General features: G+C 44.8%; 17 protein-coding genes. 4 read left to right on the forward strand and 13 right to left on the reverse strand.

Annotation, left to right across the window (positions count from 1 at the left end; translation table 11 throughout):
* Positions 1-5: 5 nt before the first annotated feature.
* From larB to B9A22_RS19975, 4 genes are all read right to left on the reverse strand, one after another.
* Positions 6-758: a nickel pincer cofactor biosynthesis protein LarB gene (gene larB / locus B9A22_RS19960; protein ID WP_084577702.1), complete on the reverse strand. Its 753-nt coding sequence runs from the start codon at positions 756-758 to the stop codon at positions 6-8.
* A gap of 2 nt (positions 759-760) precedes the next feature.
* Positions 761-1,579: an ATP-dependent sacrificial sulfur transferase LarE gene (gene larE / locus B9A22_RS19965; RefSeq protein ID WP_084577703.1), complete on the reverse strand. Its 819-nt coding sequence runs from the start codon at positions 1,577-1,579 to the stop codon at positions 761-763.
* Between the two features lie 144 nt (positions 1,580-1,723).
* Complete coding sequence (locus tag B9A22_RS19970; RefSeq protein ID WP_176215620.1) at positions 1,724-2,191, reverse strand: hypothetical protein; 468 nt, start codon at positions 2,189-2,191, stop codon at positions 1,724-1,726.
* A 141-nt stretch (positions 2,192-2,332) separates the two neighbouring features.
* Complete coding sequence (locus B9A22_RS19975; protein WP_084577705.1) at positions 2,333-3,307, reverse strand: 2-hydroxyacid dehydrogenase family protein; 975 nt, start codon at positions 3,305-3,307, stop codon at positions 2,333-2,335.
* Between the two features lie 246 nt (positions 3,308-3,553).
* On the opposite strand from B9A22_RS19975, the gene B9A22_RS26595 reads away from it, so the two are divergent.
* Complete coding sequence (locus tag B9A22_RS26595; RefSeq protein ID WP_371361023.1) at positions 3,554-3,742, forward strand: CC/Se motif family (seleno)protein; 189 nt, start codon at positions 3,554-3,556, stop codon at positions 3,740-3,742.
* A 104-nt stretch (positions 3,743-3,846) separates the two neighbouring features.
* Here B9A22_RS26595 and B9A22_RS19980 read toward each other — a convergent pair whose 3' ends face one another.
* Entirely contained in the window at positions 3,847-6,939 is a 3,093-nt protein-coding gene (locus B9A22_RS19980; protein WP_084577706.1) for an efflux RND transporter permease subunit, read from the reverse strand.
* Positions 6,940-8,082, reverse strand: coding sequence for an efflux RND transporter periplasmic adaptor subunit (locus B9A22_RS19985; RefSeq protein WP_245824073.1), 1,143 nt, complete (start codon positions 8,080-8,082; stop codon positions 6,940-6,942). It abuts the gene before it with no gap.
* A 258-nt stretch (positions 8,083-8,340) separates the two neighbouring features.
* On the opposite strand from B9A22_RS19985, the gene B9A22_RS19990 reads away from it, so the two are divergent.
* From B9A22_RS19990 to B9A22_RS20000, 3 genes are read left to right on the forward strand one after another with little or no spacing between them, the layout of a single operon-like run.
* A complete protein-coding gene (locus B9A22_RS19990) occupies positions 8,341-8,769 on the forward strand; it encodes a type IV pilus modification PilV family protein (protein WP_084577708.1) in 429 nt (142 codons plus the stop codon).
* Between the two features lie 35 nt (positions 8,770-8,804).
* Positions 8,805-9,353 carry a PilW family protein gene (locus B9A22_RS19995; RefSeq protein WP_084577709.1) on the forward strand — a complete coding sequence of 183 codons (549 nt, stop codon included), beginning with the start codon at positions 8,805-8,807 and terminating at the stop codon, positions 9,351-9,353.
* A 31-nt stretch (positions 9,354-9,384) separates the two neighbouring features.
* Complete coding sequence (locus B9A22_RS20000) at positions 9,385-10,932, forward strand: DUF7305 domain-containing protein (RefSeq protein WP_084577710.1); 1,548 nt, start codon at positions 9,385-9,387, stop codon at positions 10,930-10,932.
* A gap of 72 nt (positions 10,933-11,004) precedes the next feature.
* Here B9A22_RS20000 and B9A22_RS20005 read toward each other — a convergent pair whose 3' ends face one another.
* The 7 genes from B9A22_RS20005 to B9A22_RS20035 are packed head-to-tail and all read right to left on the reverse strand — an operon-like array spanning position 11,005 to position 16,819.
* On the reverse strand, positions 11,005-11,415 hold the full coding sequence (locus B9A22_RS20005; protein ID WP_176215621.1) for an SLBB domain-containing protein: 411 nt from the start codon (positions 11,413-11,415) through the stop codon (positions 11,005-11,007).
* Between the two features lie 27 nt (positions 11,416-11,442).
* A complete protein-coding gene (aroB, locus tag B9A22_RS20010) occupies positions 11,443-12,543 on the reverse strand; it encodes a 3-dehydroquinate synthase (RefSeq protein ID WP_084577712.1) in 1,101 nt (366 codons plus the stop codon).
* Positions 12,524-13,057 carry a shikimate kinase gene (locus B9A22_RS20015; protein ID WP_084577713.1) on the reverse strand — a complete coding sequence of 178 codons (534 nt, stop codon included), beginning with the start codon at positions 13,055-13,057 and terminating at the stop codon, positions 12,524-12,526. Before B9A22_RS20015 ends, aroB begins: the two co-directional genes overlap by 20 nt.
* Before the next feature lie 26 nt (positions 13,058-13,083).
* Complete coding sequence (locus tag B9A22_RS20020) at positions 13,084-14,457, reverse strand: type II secretion system protein GspD (protein ID WP_139796321.1); 1,374 nt, start codon at positions 14,455-14,457, stop codon at positions 13,084-13,086.
* 4 nt (positions 14,458-14,461) lie between these two features.
* Complete coding sequence (locus tag B9A22_RS20025) at positions 14,462-15,004, reverse strand: hypothetical protein (protein ID WP_084577714.1); 543 nt, start codon at positions 15,002-15,004, stop codon at positions 14,462-14,464.
* 36 nt (positions 15,005-15,040) lie between these two features.
* On the reverse strand, positions 15,041-16,195 hold the full coding sequence (aroC, locus tag B9A22_RS20030) for a chorismate synthase (protein ID WP_084577715.1): 1,155 nt from the start codon (positions 16,193-16,195) through the stop codon (positions 15,041-15,043).
* A gap of 27 nt (positions 16,196-16,222) precedes the next feature.
* A complete protein-coding gene (locus B9A22_RS20035) occupies positions 16,223-16,819 on the reverse strand; it encodes a type IV pilus inner membrane component PilO (RefSeq protein ID WP_084577716.1) in 597 nt (198 codons plus the stop codon).

The following is a 16,819-nucleotide window of genomic DNA, read 5'->3' on the forward strand; positions in this document are numbered from 1 at the left end:
CCGCATCACCTCATATGATTAATAATACTGGCCAGCCGCCCTGCACCAAAACCGTTGTCAATATTCACAACACCCACTCCGGCCGCACAGCTGTTGAGCATGCTTAATAGCGCGGCAAGGCCGCCAAAATTCGCACCATAACCAATACTTGTCGGTACAGCAATAACAGGTTTTGCCGCCATGCCGCCGACTACACTGGCTAACGCCCCTTCCATACCAGCTACTACAACAAGAACATTAGCCTGCTCAATTAACTGCCGTTGACCGAGTAAACGATGAATGCCAGCCACGCCGACATCATACACCCGTTTTACTTCATTGCCCATAATTTCAGCAGTAATGGCAGCCTCCTCAGCCACCGGAATATCACTCGTACCAGCGCTCATAACCAGAATAAAGCGTTCATTGTCTACTGCAGGTTTTTGGCGTTCAACGGTGATTAGCCGGGCTAATTCGTGATACTGAGCATCAGGCACAGCACTTCTTACTGCCTCATACATTTCTCTGGTGGCCCTTGTCGCTAAAATACTGCGATTATACTCAGCAAGCCTGTTCATAATAGCAAGTACCTGCTCCACCGTTTTCCCCTGGCAAAACACTACTTCGGCAAAGCCCTGCCTAAGCATTCGGTGATGGTCAAGCTTAGCAAATTCCAAATCTTCATAAGGCAATGTTTTAAGTTTATCTAGCGCCTCTTCCAATGACATACCGCCTGCCTTGAATTCCTTCAGCAGGCTGCTTACATAATCAATATCCACTTCTACACCTCGTCTAGCGTCTCATTCATACTGCCTGTGCGATATCCACTCAGATCAAGCGCAATATATGTAAAACCGAGTTCCTTTAACCCTGCTACTATGCTCGGCAAAACCTCCGGCCTAGTCAAAAACGGCATAGCTTCAGGCTGCACCTCAATTCTGGCCAAAGAATCATGATGTCGAACCCGTATCTGACCTGAACAATACCTGCGCACCAATTCCTCGGCCGCTTCCACTTGCTTTAACCGTACGGGAGTAATCGGCAAACCATAGCTTAGGCGGGATACCAGGCAGGCAGCGCTGGGCTTGTCCCAGGTAGGCAGCCCCCATTCCCGTGATACGGCTCTAATCTCAGCTTTGGTAAAGCCAGCGGCAAACAAAGGGCTTTTTACTTTGGGCAACTCAGCAATGGCCTTCATCCCGGGCCGAAAGTCCTTCAGATCATCAGCGTTTGTTCCTTCTGCCACTAAGCCGTAACCTTGCGCCCCGGCCCAGGCAACCAATGCTGAAAAACGTTCCTTTTTGCAATAATAACACCTCTGGGACGTATTGGCAACAAAGTCGGCATTATTCATCTCGCCAGCAGTTAATACTATATGCTTTATACCGATGGCTTGCGCAATAGCCTGCGCCTCATTATTTTCCCATGACGGTGACGACTCAGAACAGGCCGTCACAGCCACAGCCTTATCGCCAAGTGCTCGATAAGCAGCTGCAGCTAAAAAAGTACTATCTACACCGCCCGAATAGGCAATAGCTACACTTCCCAATGATAAAAGAATATTATTAAGATTATTCACTTTGTCTTGTAATTGAGTCATTGCGTCATCCTCCAAATTGTATCAAAGATCACCAGAACAATCTCGCCATTTGACAACATAAAGACATAATGTCCTCAATCGGCATTATGTCTTTATATGAATTCAATATGAACAGTCAAACTCCTGTTTTGGGTTAACTTTTTTTTAGTTTTGCAACTGGGGAGCAGGATGAGCACTTTCCAAAAATGCTTCCAATGTCTCAATAATCTTTAACTGAGTTTCTTCCATTAGCAAAATCCCTTGAGTTAATAACATAATCTGCGGTGAGAACCTAACTTGCATCTCACGGGCAGCCATCTCCAGATGCCCGATGGCTAGCTCCATTTGCTCTGCAGCAGCTAATACCTGACCATCAAGCAATCGTTCCAATAATATATAATGGTACGCTTGAACTAGCTGCGCGGCCTGGCTATAGCCCTCACTGCTAAAGTGATAATGGGCAAATTCCGAAAAATGATTAACAAATTCACTAAATTGATGATTGTTCGCCAGCGTCATATCGGAAACAGCAGCATATATTAGTTTATTCAGCTCATGAATATAGTTGTTTTGTAACCTCATTAATGTCAATAAATTATTTAGCTCTTCCATCTGGTTAAACAGCGGCATCACCCCCAAGGCGGCGCGTCTAAGACACTACAATATATCCTATTCAGTTTCCAAATATTATGTCACTCAAGGATAAAGAAAAGCTGCCGCCGAGCTAATTTCTTAGATACCTCAGCGGCAGCTATAGTGCTTTTGTTATGATAGTTATTGATAGATATCCGGATTGACGCAGGTGAGCGGTTTGTTACCGGTAAGAACGGCAATAATATTGTTAGCAGCAATCTCGGCCATGGCGTTCCGCGTCTCAATGGTAGCATTACCAAGATGGGGCGCCAGAACTACATTGTCAAGCGTTTCAAGACCAGCAGTTACTTTAGGCTCAAATTCATATACGTCAAGTGCGGCACCGGCAATTATCTTGTGTCTGAGAGCTTCCAGTAGAGCAGCTTCATCAATTAGCGGACCACGGGCCGCATTGATAAGAAATGCTGTGGACTTCATGCTCGCCAGTTCTTTAGCACCAATCATATGCTTCATTGAAGGGTTATAACTTTGATGGAAAGTCAGGAAATCTGCTTGCTTGATTACATCTTCTAGCGGCATAAATTCAAGACCCATCGTTTGTTCTACCTCAGGACTTAATCGGGTACGGGTATTGTAAATAATCCGCATGTCAAAACCTTGGGCACGTTTAGCTACTGCTTTGCCAATGTTCCCCATACCGACAATCCCCAGTGTCTTACCAGTTACTTCGACCCCTAGGTGGTAAAGGGGTGCCCATCCAGTGAACTTGCCGGCCCGAGTTGTCTTATCGCCTTCAACAATACGGCGGGCAATCGCCAGAATAAGACCCCAGGTCAGATCGGCAGTAGCATTAGTTGAAACCTTAGGAGTGTTGGTCACAGGAATTTTCCGGGCTGTGGCTGTAGTCACATCAATATTATTGAAGCCAGCACCATAGTTGGCAATGATCTTTAAATTTGGGTTAGAGTTAATAATATCAGCATCAATGCTGTCAGAAAGTAAGCAAAGCAGGGCATCTTTACCTGCTAAGCCGTCAGTAATCTCCTGCTTACTTAAAAGGCGGAGGTCGTTATGCATTATTACTTCGAATTGTTTAGACAGCATATCGGCCGCAATCTGAGGAATAATCCCCGAAACAAAGACTTTCTGTTTCATGTCAACAGCTCCTTTTTACTTACCTGCATTGATTAGTACAATCATTATATATTTTACCAGAATTCGCTTATTTATGGTAGACTCCTCCAGCAGGATAACCTGTCTTTCGTAACGAATAATGGAAAAAAGAAAATCAAGGAGGCATGTTCTATGGCAATGCTTTCAATAACTAATCAAGCCCTAGAATATATCAAATCACGCGGCAAACCGATATATCTTGAACTCTTCCAGGTCATTAGCTGCTGAATTGATTTAAGAGAAAGCCCGGCTGTACGCCTGGGCCAACCGCGTGACCCACAAAATTATACCCTTGAAGAAATCCAGGGCATCATGGTATATATCCCCCATGATCTGCCCGAGATACCGCTGACCGTTGAGCTGAGCCGCTTTTTCTGGTTTAAAAGACTAGTGATTGAAGGCTGGCAGCTAGCCTAGTAAAGAAAACACGGCTTGCGCCGAGCCTTTGGCGACAGCGTAAGTCGATGTTGCCCTTATCCAGACGGAAAGTTAACTTTCTTACAGGACAGGAAACCCTGGCGTTAAACGCCAGGGTTTCTTCCTGCTATATCGGGTTTAGCCGTCCTAAAATAATTTTGCAACTTATCAATGAGAAGATAGACAAGCGGGATAATGATGAGCGTCAGGAAGGTTGATGTTATTAACCCACCGATCAGCGCAACTCCCATAGATGAACGGAGTTCAGCCCCAGCGCCAATACCTAAAGCAATAGGCATCATACCGAAAATCATGGCCATAGTCGTCATCAATATTGGCCGGAGCCGCACAGAGCCAGCCTCAACCAGCGCATCAATAATTGGCGTACCCTGCTCTCGCAGCTGATTGGTATAATCCACCAGCAGGATAGCATTTTTGGTTACCAGCCCCATCAACATGATCACACCAATCAGTGACATAATGTTAATAGTATTTCCTGATACCAACAGACCAAGTACTGCCCCAAGCAGCGAGAATGGCAATGAAAGCATGATGGTTAAGGGGTGAATAAAGCTTTCAAATTCGGCTGCCAGCACCATATAAATAAGGATGACGGCTAGCACCAGCGCCTTAGCAATCTCTTTAAATGAGTTTTCCATCATCTGAGCTTGACCTACCAACTTATGCGTATACCCCATAGGGAGGTTAAGCCCAGGAACAAGTTCTTTAACTTTGGCAATTACTTCTCCAGGAGAGGTGCCTACAGCGTTGGCATAGACAATGACCTGGCGTTGGCGGTCTTCACGGTCAATTTGAGTTGGACCAGAAGAAAGCTTGACCTCAGCAATGTCACCTAGACGGATAAAGCCATTTTTGCTGCTAACACGAAGGTTTGCCACATCCTCGATGCTTAGACGGTTTTCCTGTTTAAGCTGAACGCGGATATCGTAATCGCTATCAGCTACATTATATTGATTTTTAGCAGTTGAGCCGAGAAAAGCAATCTGCACAGCCTTACCGGCTGTAGTCGCATCCAGCCCAACGTCACCCAGCCGGGCCTGGTCAAATTTCACCTGTACCTCAGGTTCGGACTGCTCACTTGATATGTCAACATCGGTAGTGCCGGGAATTTGTTTGATCTTCTCTGCCAGCGTACTGGCGTACATATTTAGCGAGTCCAGTTCCGGCCCGCGTAAGGCCACCTGAACCGGACGGGAATCGCCTCTCCCCTGGCTCTGACCTGTCGATACAGATACTTTTAGACCTTTTACATTACGAAACTTCACACGAAGTGCATCCATAATCTGCATCATGGAACGAGAACGGTTACCTGACTCTACTAACCGTATACCAATCATCGAACGGTATACCTGACGATTGGTACCAACAACCAGATAAGCCGATTCAAGCTCGGGGATAGTCATAACTTCTTTTTCAACCTGAGCTACCAGCTCTTTATTGCGCTCAATGGATGTTCCTGCCGGTGCCATCATGTTAATACTGAATTCACCCGAGTCATATGTAGGCTGAAACTCTGATCCCAGGAAAGGCATCAACAAGGCATTGAGGAACAGCGATAATATGGCCAGTGCCACAAGCTTCTTCGGCCGCTGCAAAGCCCAATACAATATCTGCCGGTAGTTTTCCCGGAGGGTTTCAAAACCCTGTTCCCACTTGTCAAGCAGGGCCTCCAGCCAACGCACCCTGCGGCCTGATGAATCATGACCGGCCTTGAGCCAGTAAGCTGACAGCATAGGGGTAAGTGTAAAGGCTACGAACAGCGAGAAGGCTACTGCAAAGGCTATTGTCAAACCAAATTGCTTAAAAAACTGGCCAATGATCTCGCCCATGCTGCCAACAGGCACAAATACGGCAAGAATTGAGAAGGTTGTCGCCATAACGGCCAGTGAGATTTCCTTAGTTCCTTCACGCGCCGCCTCCATCGGGCTTTTTCCTTGCTCCATGTGCCTAAAAATGTTTTCGACAATAACGATGGCATCGTCAATGAGAATGCCTACCGCCAAACTCAGCCCCATCAAAGACATGTTGTTAAGGGTAAAATTCATAACCTTCATTAAAACGAAGGTGGATATTACCGATGTAGGAATAGCAATAGCACCAATTATTGTTGCCCTGGTATTGCGCAGGAATAGGAAGGTAATGGCTACTGCCAATAAGCCGCCGAATACCATGGACATCATTACATCTTCAACACTGTTTCTAATGTAAACAGCGTTATCCCGTACCTTGGTCACCTTAATATCAGGCGGCAGAACGTTCTGCTCCAAATGCTGCATCGCCTGTTTTACTTTTTCAGCTACACCAACTGTGTTGGTACCTGACTGCTTTTGGATTGACACAACTACGCTAGGTACACCGTTTGTTGCGGCATAAGTCCGTTCTTCGCCCCAGGTATCTTGTACATTGGCTACCTCATAAAGCCGCACCAACCGCCCCTGCTGGTTGAGAACAATGATGTTTCTAATATCATCGACACTCTCATATTTACTAATGGTTCTTACTGTCAGTTCAATGCCTTTTTCCGTAACCCGTCCGCCCGGAGTATTGACATTGTTGTTATTAACTGCATCCAGCAGCTGTTGCGGTGTAAGGCCATAGGCTTCAAGCTTCCGCGGGTCGACTAGTACCTGAATCTCCCTTTGGGCAGCACCATATACACTGACCTCAGCTACCCCTTCCAATTGCTGAATTTGGTCTTTTACAACATCTTCCGCAATCTTGCGGATCTCGCCCCGCTGCCTGGTATCTGATGCCAGGCTAAAGGTAAGAATTGACTGTGCGGTAATATCATACCGCTGTACTACCGGTTCATCAATCTGTTCTGGCAGCCGTCTGCGAACACCAGCCACCTTTTCTCGCACATCGTTGGCCACCATCTTAGGGTTTGTCCCCAACTCAAACTCAATTGTAGTCTGGGATACGCCCTCCCGCGATACAGAGGATAGTGTTTTAATGCCTGCGACCGAACTGACAGCATCTTCAATGGGTTTGGTAATAAGGCTCTCCATCTCTTCTGGTGAAGCGCCTGTATAGGTAACATTTACTAAAACGAGAGGGTACTCAACATCTGGATAAAGGTCAATACCAAGACTTGGATAAGCATTAAGACCGAAGACCACCAGCAGCATTACCAGCATGGTGGTAAATACCGGTCGTTTTATAAAAACGTCAATCATTTACTTGCCAGCCTCCCCAGGCGCTCCCAGTCGGACTGTCGAACCGTCTCTCAGTTTGTTTTGTCCGGCGATAACAATTCTTTCGCCTTCCTTAACGCCGTCAAGGACCTCGGCCCAGCCCCCACCAACATACCCTAGCTTAAGGGCACGCTGCTGTACTTTATTATCAGCGGCAAGCACATACACTGTTTTAATATCTTCCCGCATAACCAGTGCCGTTTCAGGAACAACGATCGCCTGGAGATGATTTTGGGCAAGAACTTCGACTTTAGCAAACATACCTGCCTTCAAGATATTCTGCTGATTAGGGACTGAGATTTCGGCAGTAAATGTACGCGAAGGCATGGTCGCTACCGGCGATAGCCGAGTGATAGTCCCAGTAAACTCCTGACTGCCCAGGGCATCAACTTTGACTTTAACAGCAGCGCCTGATTGAAGCTGAGCAATCTCAGCTTCACCGACAGTGGCTTTAGCCAATAAAGTGCTAATATCAGCCACGGTCACAATCGGAGACCCGGCTTTGGCATAATAACCAGATTGAAGGTAGCGCTTGGATACCACACCACCCCGTGGCGCTGTTATATTGGCCCCTGTTAACTTACTATCATAAAGAGCCAGAGCGCCTTCAGCCGCCCTGACTTGGCCGGCAGCCAAATCCCGCTTAGTCCTGGCCGAGTCAAGAGTTTGCGCTGATACAGCCCCCTGTTTGGCGAGTGGCTCCATCCGTCTGAAATCAAGTTCTGCCTGCTCCATATTAGCTCTAGCCTGGAATAGGCTCCCTTCGGCCTGAATGACCTGGGCGGAAAGTTCCCCCATATCCAGCACAGCTATTGTCATGCCAGCAGAAACGGCATCGCCTTCATCAACAGTCAGACGGTCGATGCGACCGTCAACTTTACCAGAAATATCGGCGCTCCATACCGGTTCCAGACTGGAGGAGAAGGTCAAAACAGGTGTAACATCCCTTTTGGTTACGGCTGCAACTTCGACAGCTACAGCCTGCCCCTGTGATACTCGTCCGGCCCGTTCTTTACCTGCCTGCATATTACTATAAATCCGGTAGCCAACAATTCCAGACAAGACCAGTGCAACAACTAATACAATGATAATTGCTTTTTTCTTCTTGCTTGCCAACCTGCTCATACCTCCAAAAGAAAAAATTAGATACCCATTCCTATTCGACAGCTGGATAGGCACTCCTGCCTTGGGATGTTAATTTTTGTTTACGAATGATAATAAAAATTAACAAAAAAACAACAGTCTAACGGGCCTGTTAGACTGTTTACCGATATATTATATTATGGACGCATATGGTATAATTAGTTAATCTTAGCCTGTCTGATATTGTATATTCGGGAATTAGAATGAAGGTACATACTACTTTTTTAGGAGTGCATGCTTATGCAAAACATACGTTGCCAGAAAGGCTTTTTAATGGTTGATATACTGGTGGCCATTGTTATAATCTCCGTCGCAATCGTTGCAATTGGCGGCCTATTTATTCAAGTTAACAAATCAGCTACAACCTCTGCCGATTACACATTTGCAGCCAATCTAGCTCAAAGGCAGTTTGAGTTATTGAAGAAAAAATACACTGCTAATGAGTGGGCTGGCTTAGATCTGTCCAAAGATATACCCTGGCAAGGGGATGAAAAGGACCGCACGAACTCTGCTGTAACATTTAATGTTACTACTCACGCCAGTGAGTATACGCCAAAGGACAGTACTGATGTGGCTGAAAACCTGATTGAATTAACAGTAACAGTGAGTTGGACTAAACAAAACAAATCTCATATTATACCATTTACCACTTTGTTTTCTAAGAAGTAAACTAGCTATGTTGCAATTAGGAGAGGGGTATTTCTATGCTAAAGCTCGGTCCTTCACAAGACGGATTTAGCTTGATTGAAATAATGGTCTGGCTTATGCTGACCACCATATTGATGACTGCGCTTGCCGGCGTTTTTTTCTCCTTAACTAATTTTTGGTTTTACGGAGATCGCCGCTATGATGTACAACAAACAGCCAATCTGGTTATGGAAACGATGGCTAATGATTTGCGGTATGGTAGCAATTACAATTATGCTACTCACAATAGTGCCAATACCAATGAAGCAATAAGTTTTGCCCCGGAAGCAGATACCGCAGCTAGATACATTTATTATATCGATAAAACCAGCCGTCAGCTATACCGTGTTCCAGGCTATACTGCCGCTGATGCTGAACTAGTTCCCGGTCAAACGGGAGTATGGGCTAAAAATATCAATATTGTTAAGCAAACTGATATTACACCAATATTTTCCATAAATAATTCTAGTATTACCATTGCCTTTCGCGTTACTGAAAGCTCAAAGAATCAGAATTATAATATTCAGACAACAGTAACTCCTATCCGGGAATTTTTAGTTAGATAGAAAAACTAGCCGCTTTTAGGGAGGCAAGTCAATGATATACATATACAAATTATTGAATAACCCCAAGGGTTCAGCTGCAATGCTAGCTATTATTGGCATGTTATTTTTAGGAATCATTGGTGCAGCATATGCTACCCTTGCGAGCAGCAATGTAACCTCATCCAGCCGTGTACGTGATGATATCGCCGCCCAATATTTGGCTGAAGCGGGCGCACAATGGGCTATCGCCCAGCTTACTGCCAACCCGAACTATGTAACAGCTGGTTTTACGTCGCCAATCAAGAATGCAGGCACAGCTACAGCGGGAACATATACGGTCACGATTACTCAAAATCCTGATAATACTACGGCCATTAAATCAATTGGCAGGGTAAATAACTCAATATCACGAACTGTTGCACTGCAGGCTAAACCCGGAAGTGGATCAAGTGATACCGTAAAAGGTGATGTATTTACTAAGTATACCGCTTTTGCTACTAAAGAGCTTGTAATTGACAATATACCTACCATTATTGGAGACGTTGGCACTAATACTCTTATAACACCTCAAAATACAGGTAAACCAGTTCGCGGTGCTTCCTATGCACCAAATGTCCTTTTACCGAGTGCTTGGAATTATTCAGCTGTTGCAAATGGATATCATTATGCTAATCCTGCAGGTACTCTAACTATTTCAATACCGAAGTTACCCGCTATTCCGGATATGCCAACGAAAAACGACCTAATAGCTAGTGGAGCTACCAATCTAGCAAGTATTACAGGTACGACCACACTCCCAGGGGGTACCTATTATTACGATGGCTATGCTAACTTGAGTAATCGAATTTTTAAAGCTACTACCGGACAATCAATAAAAATATATATATATGGTAGTATGCAATCAGAAAACCTTTCAATTTCAGGTGAAAATATTACCATCTACGCTAGTGGTAGTATTACATTAAATAACAATACCTCTATTCAAACTAACAATAATGGTACACTTAATATATATGCTGGAAATTATATTCAGTTAACAAATAATCCTTTGATCAGCGGAACTAATATTACTATACAAAGCCAGAAGAATATTACACTTGACTCTACCAGCTCAATTAATAAAAATCCATTACCTAATAGTACCTTTATTATGTATGCTCAGGATACTATTCAAATTACTAACTATGCCCTTATTAATAGTGAAAATGTTCTTATTCAAACAAACGGTAAGATTAATTTTAATAGTGATAACACATCAATTAACAAAGATTCTAGCTCTGCTATAAATAAGATTTACGCAAATGATGACATACAGTTTACCAACAAATTCAAATTAGGGGGTAAAGCTGGATTAGTTGTAACAAATAGCTCCCTAAATTTAAACTCAGATATAAAAGCACCGAATGCAATATTTGTCGGCGGGAAGGATTCTACTGTAACAAATAATGCTGACATCTGCGGAATTTATGTTATAGGAAAGTTAACTATAAATTCCGCACCAAAAATCAATGAAGTTAACTCCAAAAGTACAATATTGCAAAGCTTAACATCTGGCACAGGTAGTTCAAGCCCTGAAATAATCTCATGGAGTAATAAGTAGTGATTTGCGTTATAAAAAAATGAGGAGAGTACCGAATTGGTACTCTCCTCATTTTTTTATCTATTTGACAAATTATTTCTTCTTAACATCAGGAAAAGGGCTTTTCCCAGGAATCTCGATTATAAATTCTTGCCCAATTTCTTGATTTATGTCGATTCTCTCTGGCGCAGCACCGGGAGAAAATCCACCGGCAACAGCAACTACGTCAATGATCCGGTAATTTTCGGGAACCTTATAAACACCTGGCTTATATACATAGCCACTTACCCGTTTAAAAGTATCCGCAGGTGGTGCAGGAATTGAGGTCTGCTGGCTGCCATATGCGGAGTGCGTATCATAAGAGGGAAAGGCAAACAGCGTGAAGATAGTAATAAGGAACGCCATAGCTGTTACCTGCGCGAATTGTTTGGACAACCTAAATTTCTTTTTTCTCTTATTCAATTGATCAATTCGCGATGGGCATGGGGGCATTTGTCCTCTCATACTACCAACCTCCATCTGTTCTTTCGCTTAATGCTTATTACTGTTTTCCGTTAGCTGTGACAGCACAGCTCTGACATGCTCTTCAGAAACATCTTGAGTAATAGTCACCCTGCCAACGTCTTGCATCAACACCCAGTTAACCTTACTATCTACAACCTTTTTATCTCTTGCTAAATACCCCAGCAGTTCATCTGTTCCATAACCAGGGGCAGTCAGAGGTAATCCCATACCAGTAATTAACTGTTTTACTGCTGCACTAGCTGCCGTACTGCATAAATGCAGGCTGCTGCTGAGCAGCGCCGCGCCATGCATTCCAATAGCTACAGCCTCACCATGATTATACTCAGAATAGCCGCCTACGCCCTCTACAGCATGACCAATAGTATGGCCGAAATTCAGTATCATCCGCAAAGAGGTTTCCCGTTCATCTTGCGCGACAACTGCAGCCTTAATCTGGCAGCAGCGACTTATGACTTCTATTAATTCATCTGGACGACGCGCCAAAATATCCTCTTGATGACGGATAAGATAATCAAAAAAATCGTAATCAGCAATAACTCCATATTTTACTACCTCAGCTAACCCCGCTTTGAGTTCACGTTCAGGCAATGTATCCAAAACCAGCGGATCAATCACTACTAACTGTGGCTGATAAAAAGCACCAATCAGATTTTTGCCTAACGGGTGATTAACAGCAGTTTTACCCCCAACACTAGAGTCCACTTGCGCTAATAATGTTGTTGGCACCTGAATAAATGGCACGCCGCGCAAGTAAGTAGCCGCTACAAACCCAGACAGATCACCAATAACTCCGCCGCCCAAGGCGATAATGGGTGATTTGCGGTCAAGACCCATACTTATCGCTTGGGTAAATACTTTATCGGCTGTAGCCAGCGACTTGGAGCTTTCACCTGGGGGGACAACCAAGACAAAAGGCAAGAATCCGGCTGCAGCCAAACTATCTGCCAATACACCAGAGTATAATGGAGCGACATTTTCGTCTGTTACAATCAGCGCTTTTCTACTTAGCGGCATATCCTTCATTAATTGACCAACCTGGCTGATTATACCAGCCATGATATGGATGGTATAGCTATGGTTCGCTAAGTTAACCCTTACTTCGGCCACGCAGATGCCTCCCCTCGCGCAAAAGTGCTATAATCTTTTCCGCCACATGATGTGGCGGCATATTGGTAGTATCAATAGTATAATCAGCCTTCATGTAGAGGCTGGCGCGATCATTAAACAGCTTAGCTACCCTTTCGGCTCGATCTTCGCAGTCTAAAAGTGGCCGGACGCCTCGCCGGGAAGTTCGCTCCAGGATGGTTTCCAGTGAGGCGGTTAGCGCAATGATAATGCCGGTATTTTTCAGCCTGATCATGTTCTCTTGCTTAAGTACTACGCCGCCGCCGGTAGCGATAACCGCATTATGGTAGCGTGACACCCGTGAAATAACGTCTCGTTCAAGCTGCCGGAAGTGGTTTTCACCATATAATTGAAAGATTTCACTAATAGCCAGGCCTGTTTGCATCTCTATTTTTTTGTCTATATCAATAAAAGTACGGTTAAGACGGCCTGCTAATAAACGTCCTGTACTCGTCTTACCAGTACCCATAAAACCTATTAAAACTATATTTTTCATTATTCCTCCGGAAAAAGTTAAAGACACTATTTGACAATACGAGGTGTAAGAAAAATCACGACTTCAGTCTCAGACTTAGATTTACTAAGATTTTTAAATAGCGCCCCTAATATCGGCAAATCGCTAAAAAACGGCACAGCCTTTTTAGTTTCGCTATCGGTAGAGCCAATTAACCCGCCGATAACCATAGTCTCGCCATCCTTTAGGCGTACAGTAGTCTCAGCCTCACGGGTAGTAATTTTGTATGCTTTCATCTCTGCTACCAATGTCGGGCTGCTGACTTCAGTGCGAACTTCGACCGTAATTAACCCATCGGTGTTAATACGGGGAGTATATACCAGTTTGATGCCGGCGTCAACATATTCAGTGGTAGTTTTTGTTTCCCCATTCTCGACTTTTTCCACTAAAACAGGAATACGGTCACCAATGAGAATTTGTGCCTGCTTGCCATTTATTGTGGAAACTTTGGGCTTGGCCAACACCTTTGCGTTGCCATTGCTGATCAAAGCATTAATTTTGGCCTGATAGTAAAATTCGTAAGGATATCCTTCTGGATTACGGCCAAACTGAATAACTCCACTATTATTTTTCCGGGTAACCTTGGCCGCTTCAGTAATATGTGTCCCGACAGGGTTTCCGGCAGCATCATAGACAACTTCAGTTTCTGCTGCCGTATAATCGGCGTACTGGGGTGTTGCTTCCCATGACCACTCAATGCCTAAATCCTTACTCTTATCTTTATTAACAGCTACTACTTCAGCTTCAAGTGATACTTGCTGATATGGTATATCAAGCTCATCCAAAAGTCTTTGGATTTTATCTGCCTCAAGTGGCGTTCCATACAAAATAAGCGAATTTGTTGCATAATCAATTGTCAATCGGTCTAGCTCTGTTGATTTCTCACTGGATTTTGAGGCACTGGCTGAAGCACTGCCACCTGAATTAGAGGTGCTTACATTCTTACTGCCAGAGTTCTCCTCAACTTTTTTTTCGCCCTTTTTCTCACCAAACAAGATGGATAAGATCGTTTCTTTGACAGAATCGGGTTTTATAAATTTTAGCTTAAATATATGTACAGAACCAAACCCTCTGCCGATTTGATCGGCAACCCCGACGACAAGTACATCGTCGACTTCATGGTAGGTAAGGCCTTTCGTTTTGCATACCAAATTAAGCGCATTATCATAGGGAATATTTTTTAGTTGAATTGTAATCGTACCACTCACCGAATCATCAATTACCATATTCACCTGTCCGATACCAGCTAACGCAGTGAGAACATCCCTTACTTCGCCATTAACGACGCTCATATTAACCACAGGTTTGCTAGCCAAAGCAGAAGAACAAATACTAAGTGAAAATATCGCGGCCACAAATATTCGTATTACTATAGATCGCATAGTATCACCTTCCCAGTGCTAAGACCCGCCGCCCGCCAGGTCCTTGGACTATTACTGAATTTGTATCAACTTTAACTAATTTATATGGGCCGATATCTTGTCCAGGATGGTAGGACCTACTTACGTTATTAAAATTTATAATTGCCATCTGCCGGTTACCGCCTGAAACAACGCCCATGAGAAGCGGCAGCGTTTCCTTTGAGGTATCTTGGGAGACTGTACGCCCCTGAATAGCCGTCGCCGGTATTGGTTGATTACCAGTCTGCGGGGGAATTATTGGTCTTTCTGGCTTGCCAAACCCCAGCGGTGGTGCAAATGGGTCACGCATGGTCTGTGTTGTATAGCCTGTGGGCATGGCCGGCAAAACGTCTACCGATTTTTGTTTTGCCATGCTGGGAACAACACTGTTTATTGGCTGTTTTTCCGGTAAAACAAACAAGGATATCCCTGCTGCCAATATAATTCCGATGCCTGCCATTACCAAATAGCGTTGCCGCATAGGCAAATTCTCGTACCAAGCATTCAGTTTCTCGATAAAAGCAGACATAGCTAGCTGCCCCTTCCTTCAGGCGACATTTTGCAATTATAAGCCGGCCAGGCGCTGCCGGTAATGGCTAATGGCGCTTAGCAGGTCTGTAAGATTATCATTGCCAAACTTTTCAAGTAAAACCTCTGTTAACACAATAGCAGTCATAGCTTCCCCAACAACGGCGGCGGCTGTAACCGCACAAACATCACTGCGCTCGGTATTGGCCTGAATGGGAGCTTTAGACACAATATCCACCGAGGACAACGGTGTCATTAAGGTGGGAATCGGCTTCATAGCAGCACGCAGCACAATAGGCTCACCATTACTCATGCCGCCTTCAATCCCGCCAGCATTATTTGTTTGACGATAATAACCACGTTCAGGTTCATAATATATTTGGTCATGGGCTTTACTGCCAGGTAAGTTGGCATACTCAAAGCCTACCCCAACCTCAACACCCTTAATGGCTTGAATGGACATTAGTGCTGCCGCCAGCTTGGTATCCAGACGCCGATCCCACTGGACATGACTACCAAGTCCGGGCAACACGCCTAAGGCAAGCACTTCAAATATTCCACCCAGGGAATCACCATGATTTTTCGCCTCAAGAATGGCCGCTTTCATTTGTGTTTCCGCGTTTGCGTCAAGACAGCCCAACTCAGATGCGAAAACTGCGGATTGTAATTCGTCATACTCACGGCTAGCAACCTGAGCGTTAACTCCCCCGATATTGGTAACGTGCGCAATTATCTTGATACCGGCGGCAGTCAGCACTTGTTTCGTTAATGCACCGACTGCTACCCTGGCAGCAGTCTCGCGAGCGCTTGCCCGTTCCAGAATGTCGCGGACATCCTGTCGATCATATTTAAGTACGCCTGTCAAATCAGCATGTCCCGGCCGGGGCGAAGAAACAGCCTGGCCGCTGGGAGGTCCTGCAGGTGACATCCGGTCTTGCCAGTTTTCCCAATCGCGGTTATGAATCACCATCGTCACCGGACTCCCTAAGGTCTGACCGAAGCGTACGCCTGCTGTGATCTCAACTCTATCTTGTTCAATAAGCATGCGGCCACCACGGCCAAAGCCTTTTTGACGCCGGGCCAGATCCCGGTTGATTAGTTCAATATCTACCGGAACTCCAGCTGGTAAGCCTTCGATAATTGTGGTCAGTGCAGGACCGTGGGACTCGCCAGCAGTAATAAATCTTAGCATAAATCTACCTCATTTCAGATGCATCAGCTATTTCTTGTCAGTTTGCCCTGTTTGGGCCTGCTTATCACCAGCAGTGCCTGCCGGCACCCCAAAGCTGTAAACAATGAGCACTAGTTTGCTCTCTAATAACCCTTGACGTGAATTCATGATTACATGATTCAGCGAGTTAAACCGGGGAATATCCTCAAGCTTCTTTAATAAATCCGCTGTTTGGGCGAAAGAGCCTTTAATATTAATCTCAACTGGAATCTCACGATAACCGGCCTTAGCAAGCGGTGATGCCGGCTTGATTTCAACAAGTTGCAGCCCACAGGTCTTGGTTGCTTGCTCAATCTGAGACAGCAGACCGCCTAGGTCGGGTTGATTGGGCAACATAGCCTCAGCCTGTACTGACTTTTTTCCAAGTTCGGCAAGATAGGTAGCTGGATCAGGATGGTTACGGGAAAACCCTTGAATGATGGCCAACTTTTGTTTCTCAACCTGAAGTTGGGCAGTTAGATCAGCAAGCCTTTGATTTTGACCTTCAATAATATAAAAATAGTACAGCCAGAAAGTAATCAACAACCCCCCGGCAAATACCATGCTCTTATGCTTTATTGATAACTTGGTCCAAGAGATATTCAT

It is taken from the genome of Sporomusa malonica (assembly GCF_900176355.1).
GTDB lineage: Bacteria > Bacillota > Negativicutes > Sporomusales > Sporomusaceae > Sporomusa > Sporomusa malonica.

What these genes read in the sequence shown, in the direction of transcription:
- larE (WP_084577703.1), bottom strand. Translation starts at nt 1,579, where the DNA reads ATGACTCAATTACAAGACAAAGTGAATAATCTTAATAATATTCTTTTA.
- B9A22_RS19975 (WP_084577705.1), bottom strand. Translation starts at nt 3,307, where the DNA reads ATGAAACAGAAAGTCTTTGTTTCGGGGATTATTCCTCAGATTGCGGCC.
- B9A22_RS19980 (WP_084577706.1), bottom strand. Translation starts at nt 6,939, where the DNA reads ATGATTGACGTTTTTATAAAACGACCGGTATTTACCACCATGCTGGTA.
- B9A22_RS19985 (WP_245824073.1), bottom strand. Translation starts at nt 8,082, where the DNA reads ATGAGCAGGTTGGCAAGCAAGAAGAAAAAAGCAATTATCATTGTATTA.
- B9A22_RS19990 (WP_084577708.1), top strand. Translation starts at nt 8,341, where the DNA reads ATGCAAAACATACGTTGCCAGAAAGGCTTTTTAATGGTTGATATACTG.
- B9A22_RS19995 (WP_084577709.1), top strand. Translation starts at nt 8,805, where the DNA reads ATGCTAAAGCTCGGTCCTTCACAAGACGGATTTAGCTTGATTGAAATA.
- B9A22_RS20000 (WP_084577710.1), top strand. Translation starts at nt 9,385, where the DNA reads ATGATATACATATACAAATTATTGAATAACCCCAAGGGTTCAGCTGCA.
- B9A22_RS20005 (WP_176215621.1), bottom strand. Translation starts at nt 11,415, where the DNA reads ATGAGAGGACAAATGCCCCCATGCCCATCGCGAATTGATCAATTGAAT.
- B9A22_RS20015 (WP_084577713.1), bottom strand. Translation starts at nt 13,057, where the DNA reads ATGAAAAATATAGTTTTAATAGGTTTTATGGGTACTGGTAAGACGAGT.
- B9A22_RS20020 (WP_139796321.1), bottom strand. Translation starts at nt 14,457, where the DNA reads ATGCGATCTATAGTAATACGAATATTTGTGGCCGCGATATTTTCACTT.
- B9A22_RS20025 (WP_084577714.1), bottom strand. Translation starts at nt 15,004, where the DNA reads ATGTCTGCTTTTATCGAGAAACTGAATGCTTGGTACGAGAATTTGCCT.
- aroC (WP_084577715.1), bottom strand. Translation starts at nt 16,195, where the DNA reads ATGCTAAGATTTATTACTGCTGGCGAGTCCCACGGTCCTGCACTGACC.
- B9A22_RS20035 (WP_084577716.1), bottom strand. Translation starts at nt 16,819, where the DNA reads ATGAATATCTCTTGGACCAAGTTATCAATAAAGCATAAGAGCATGGTA.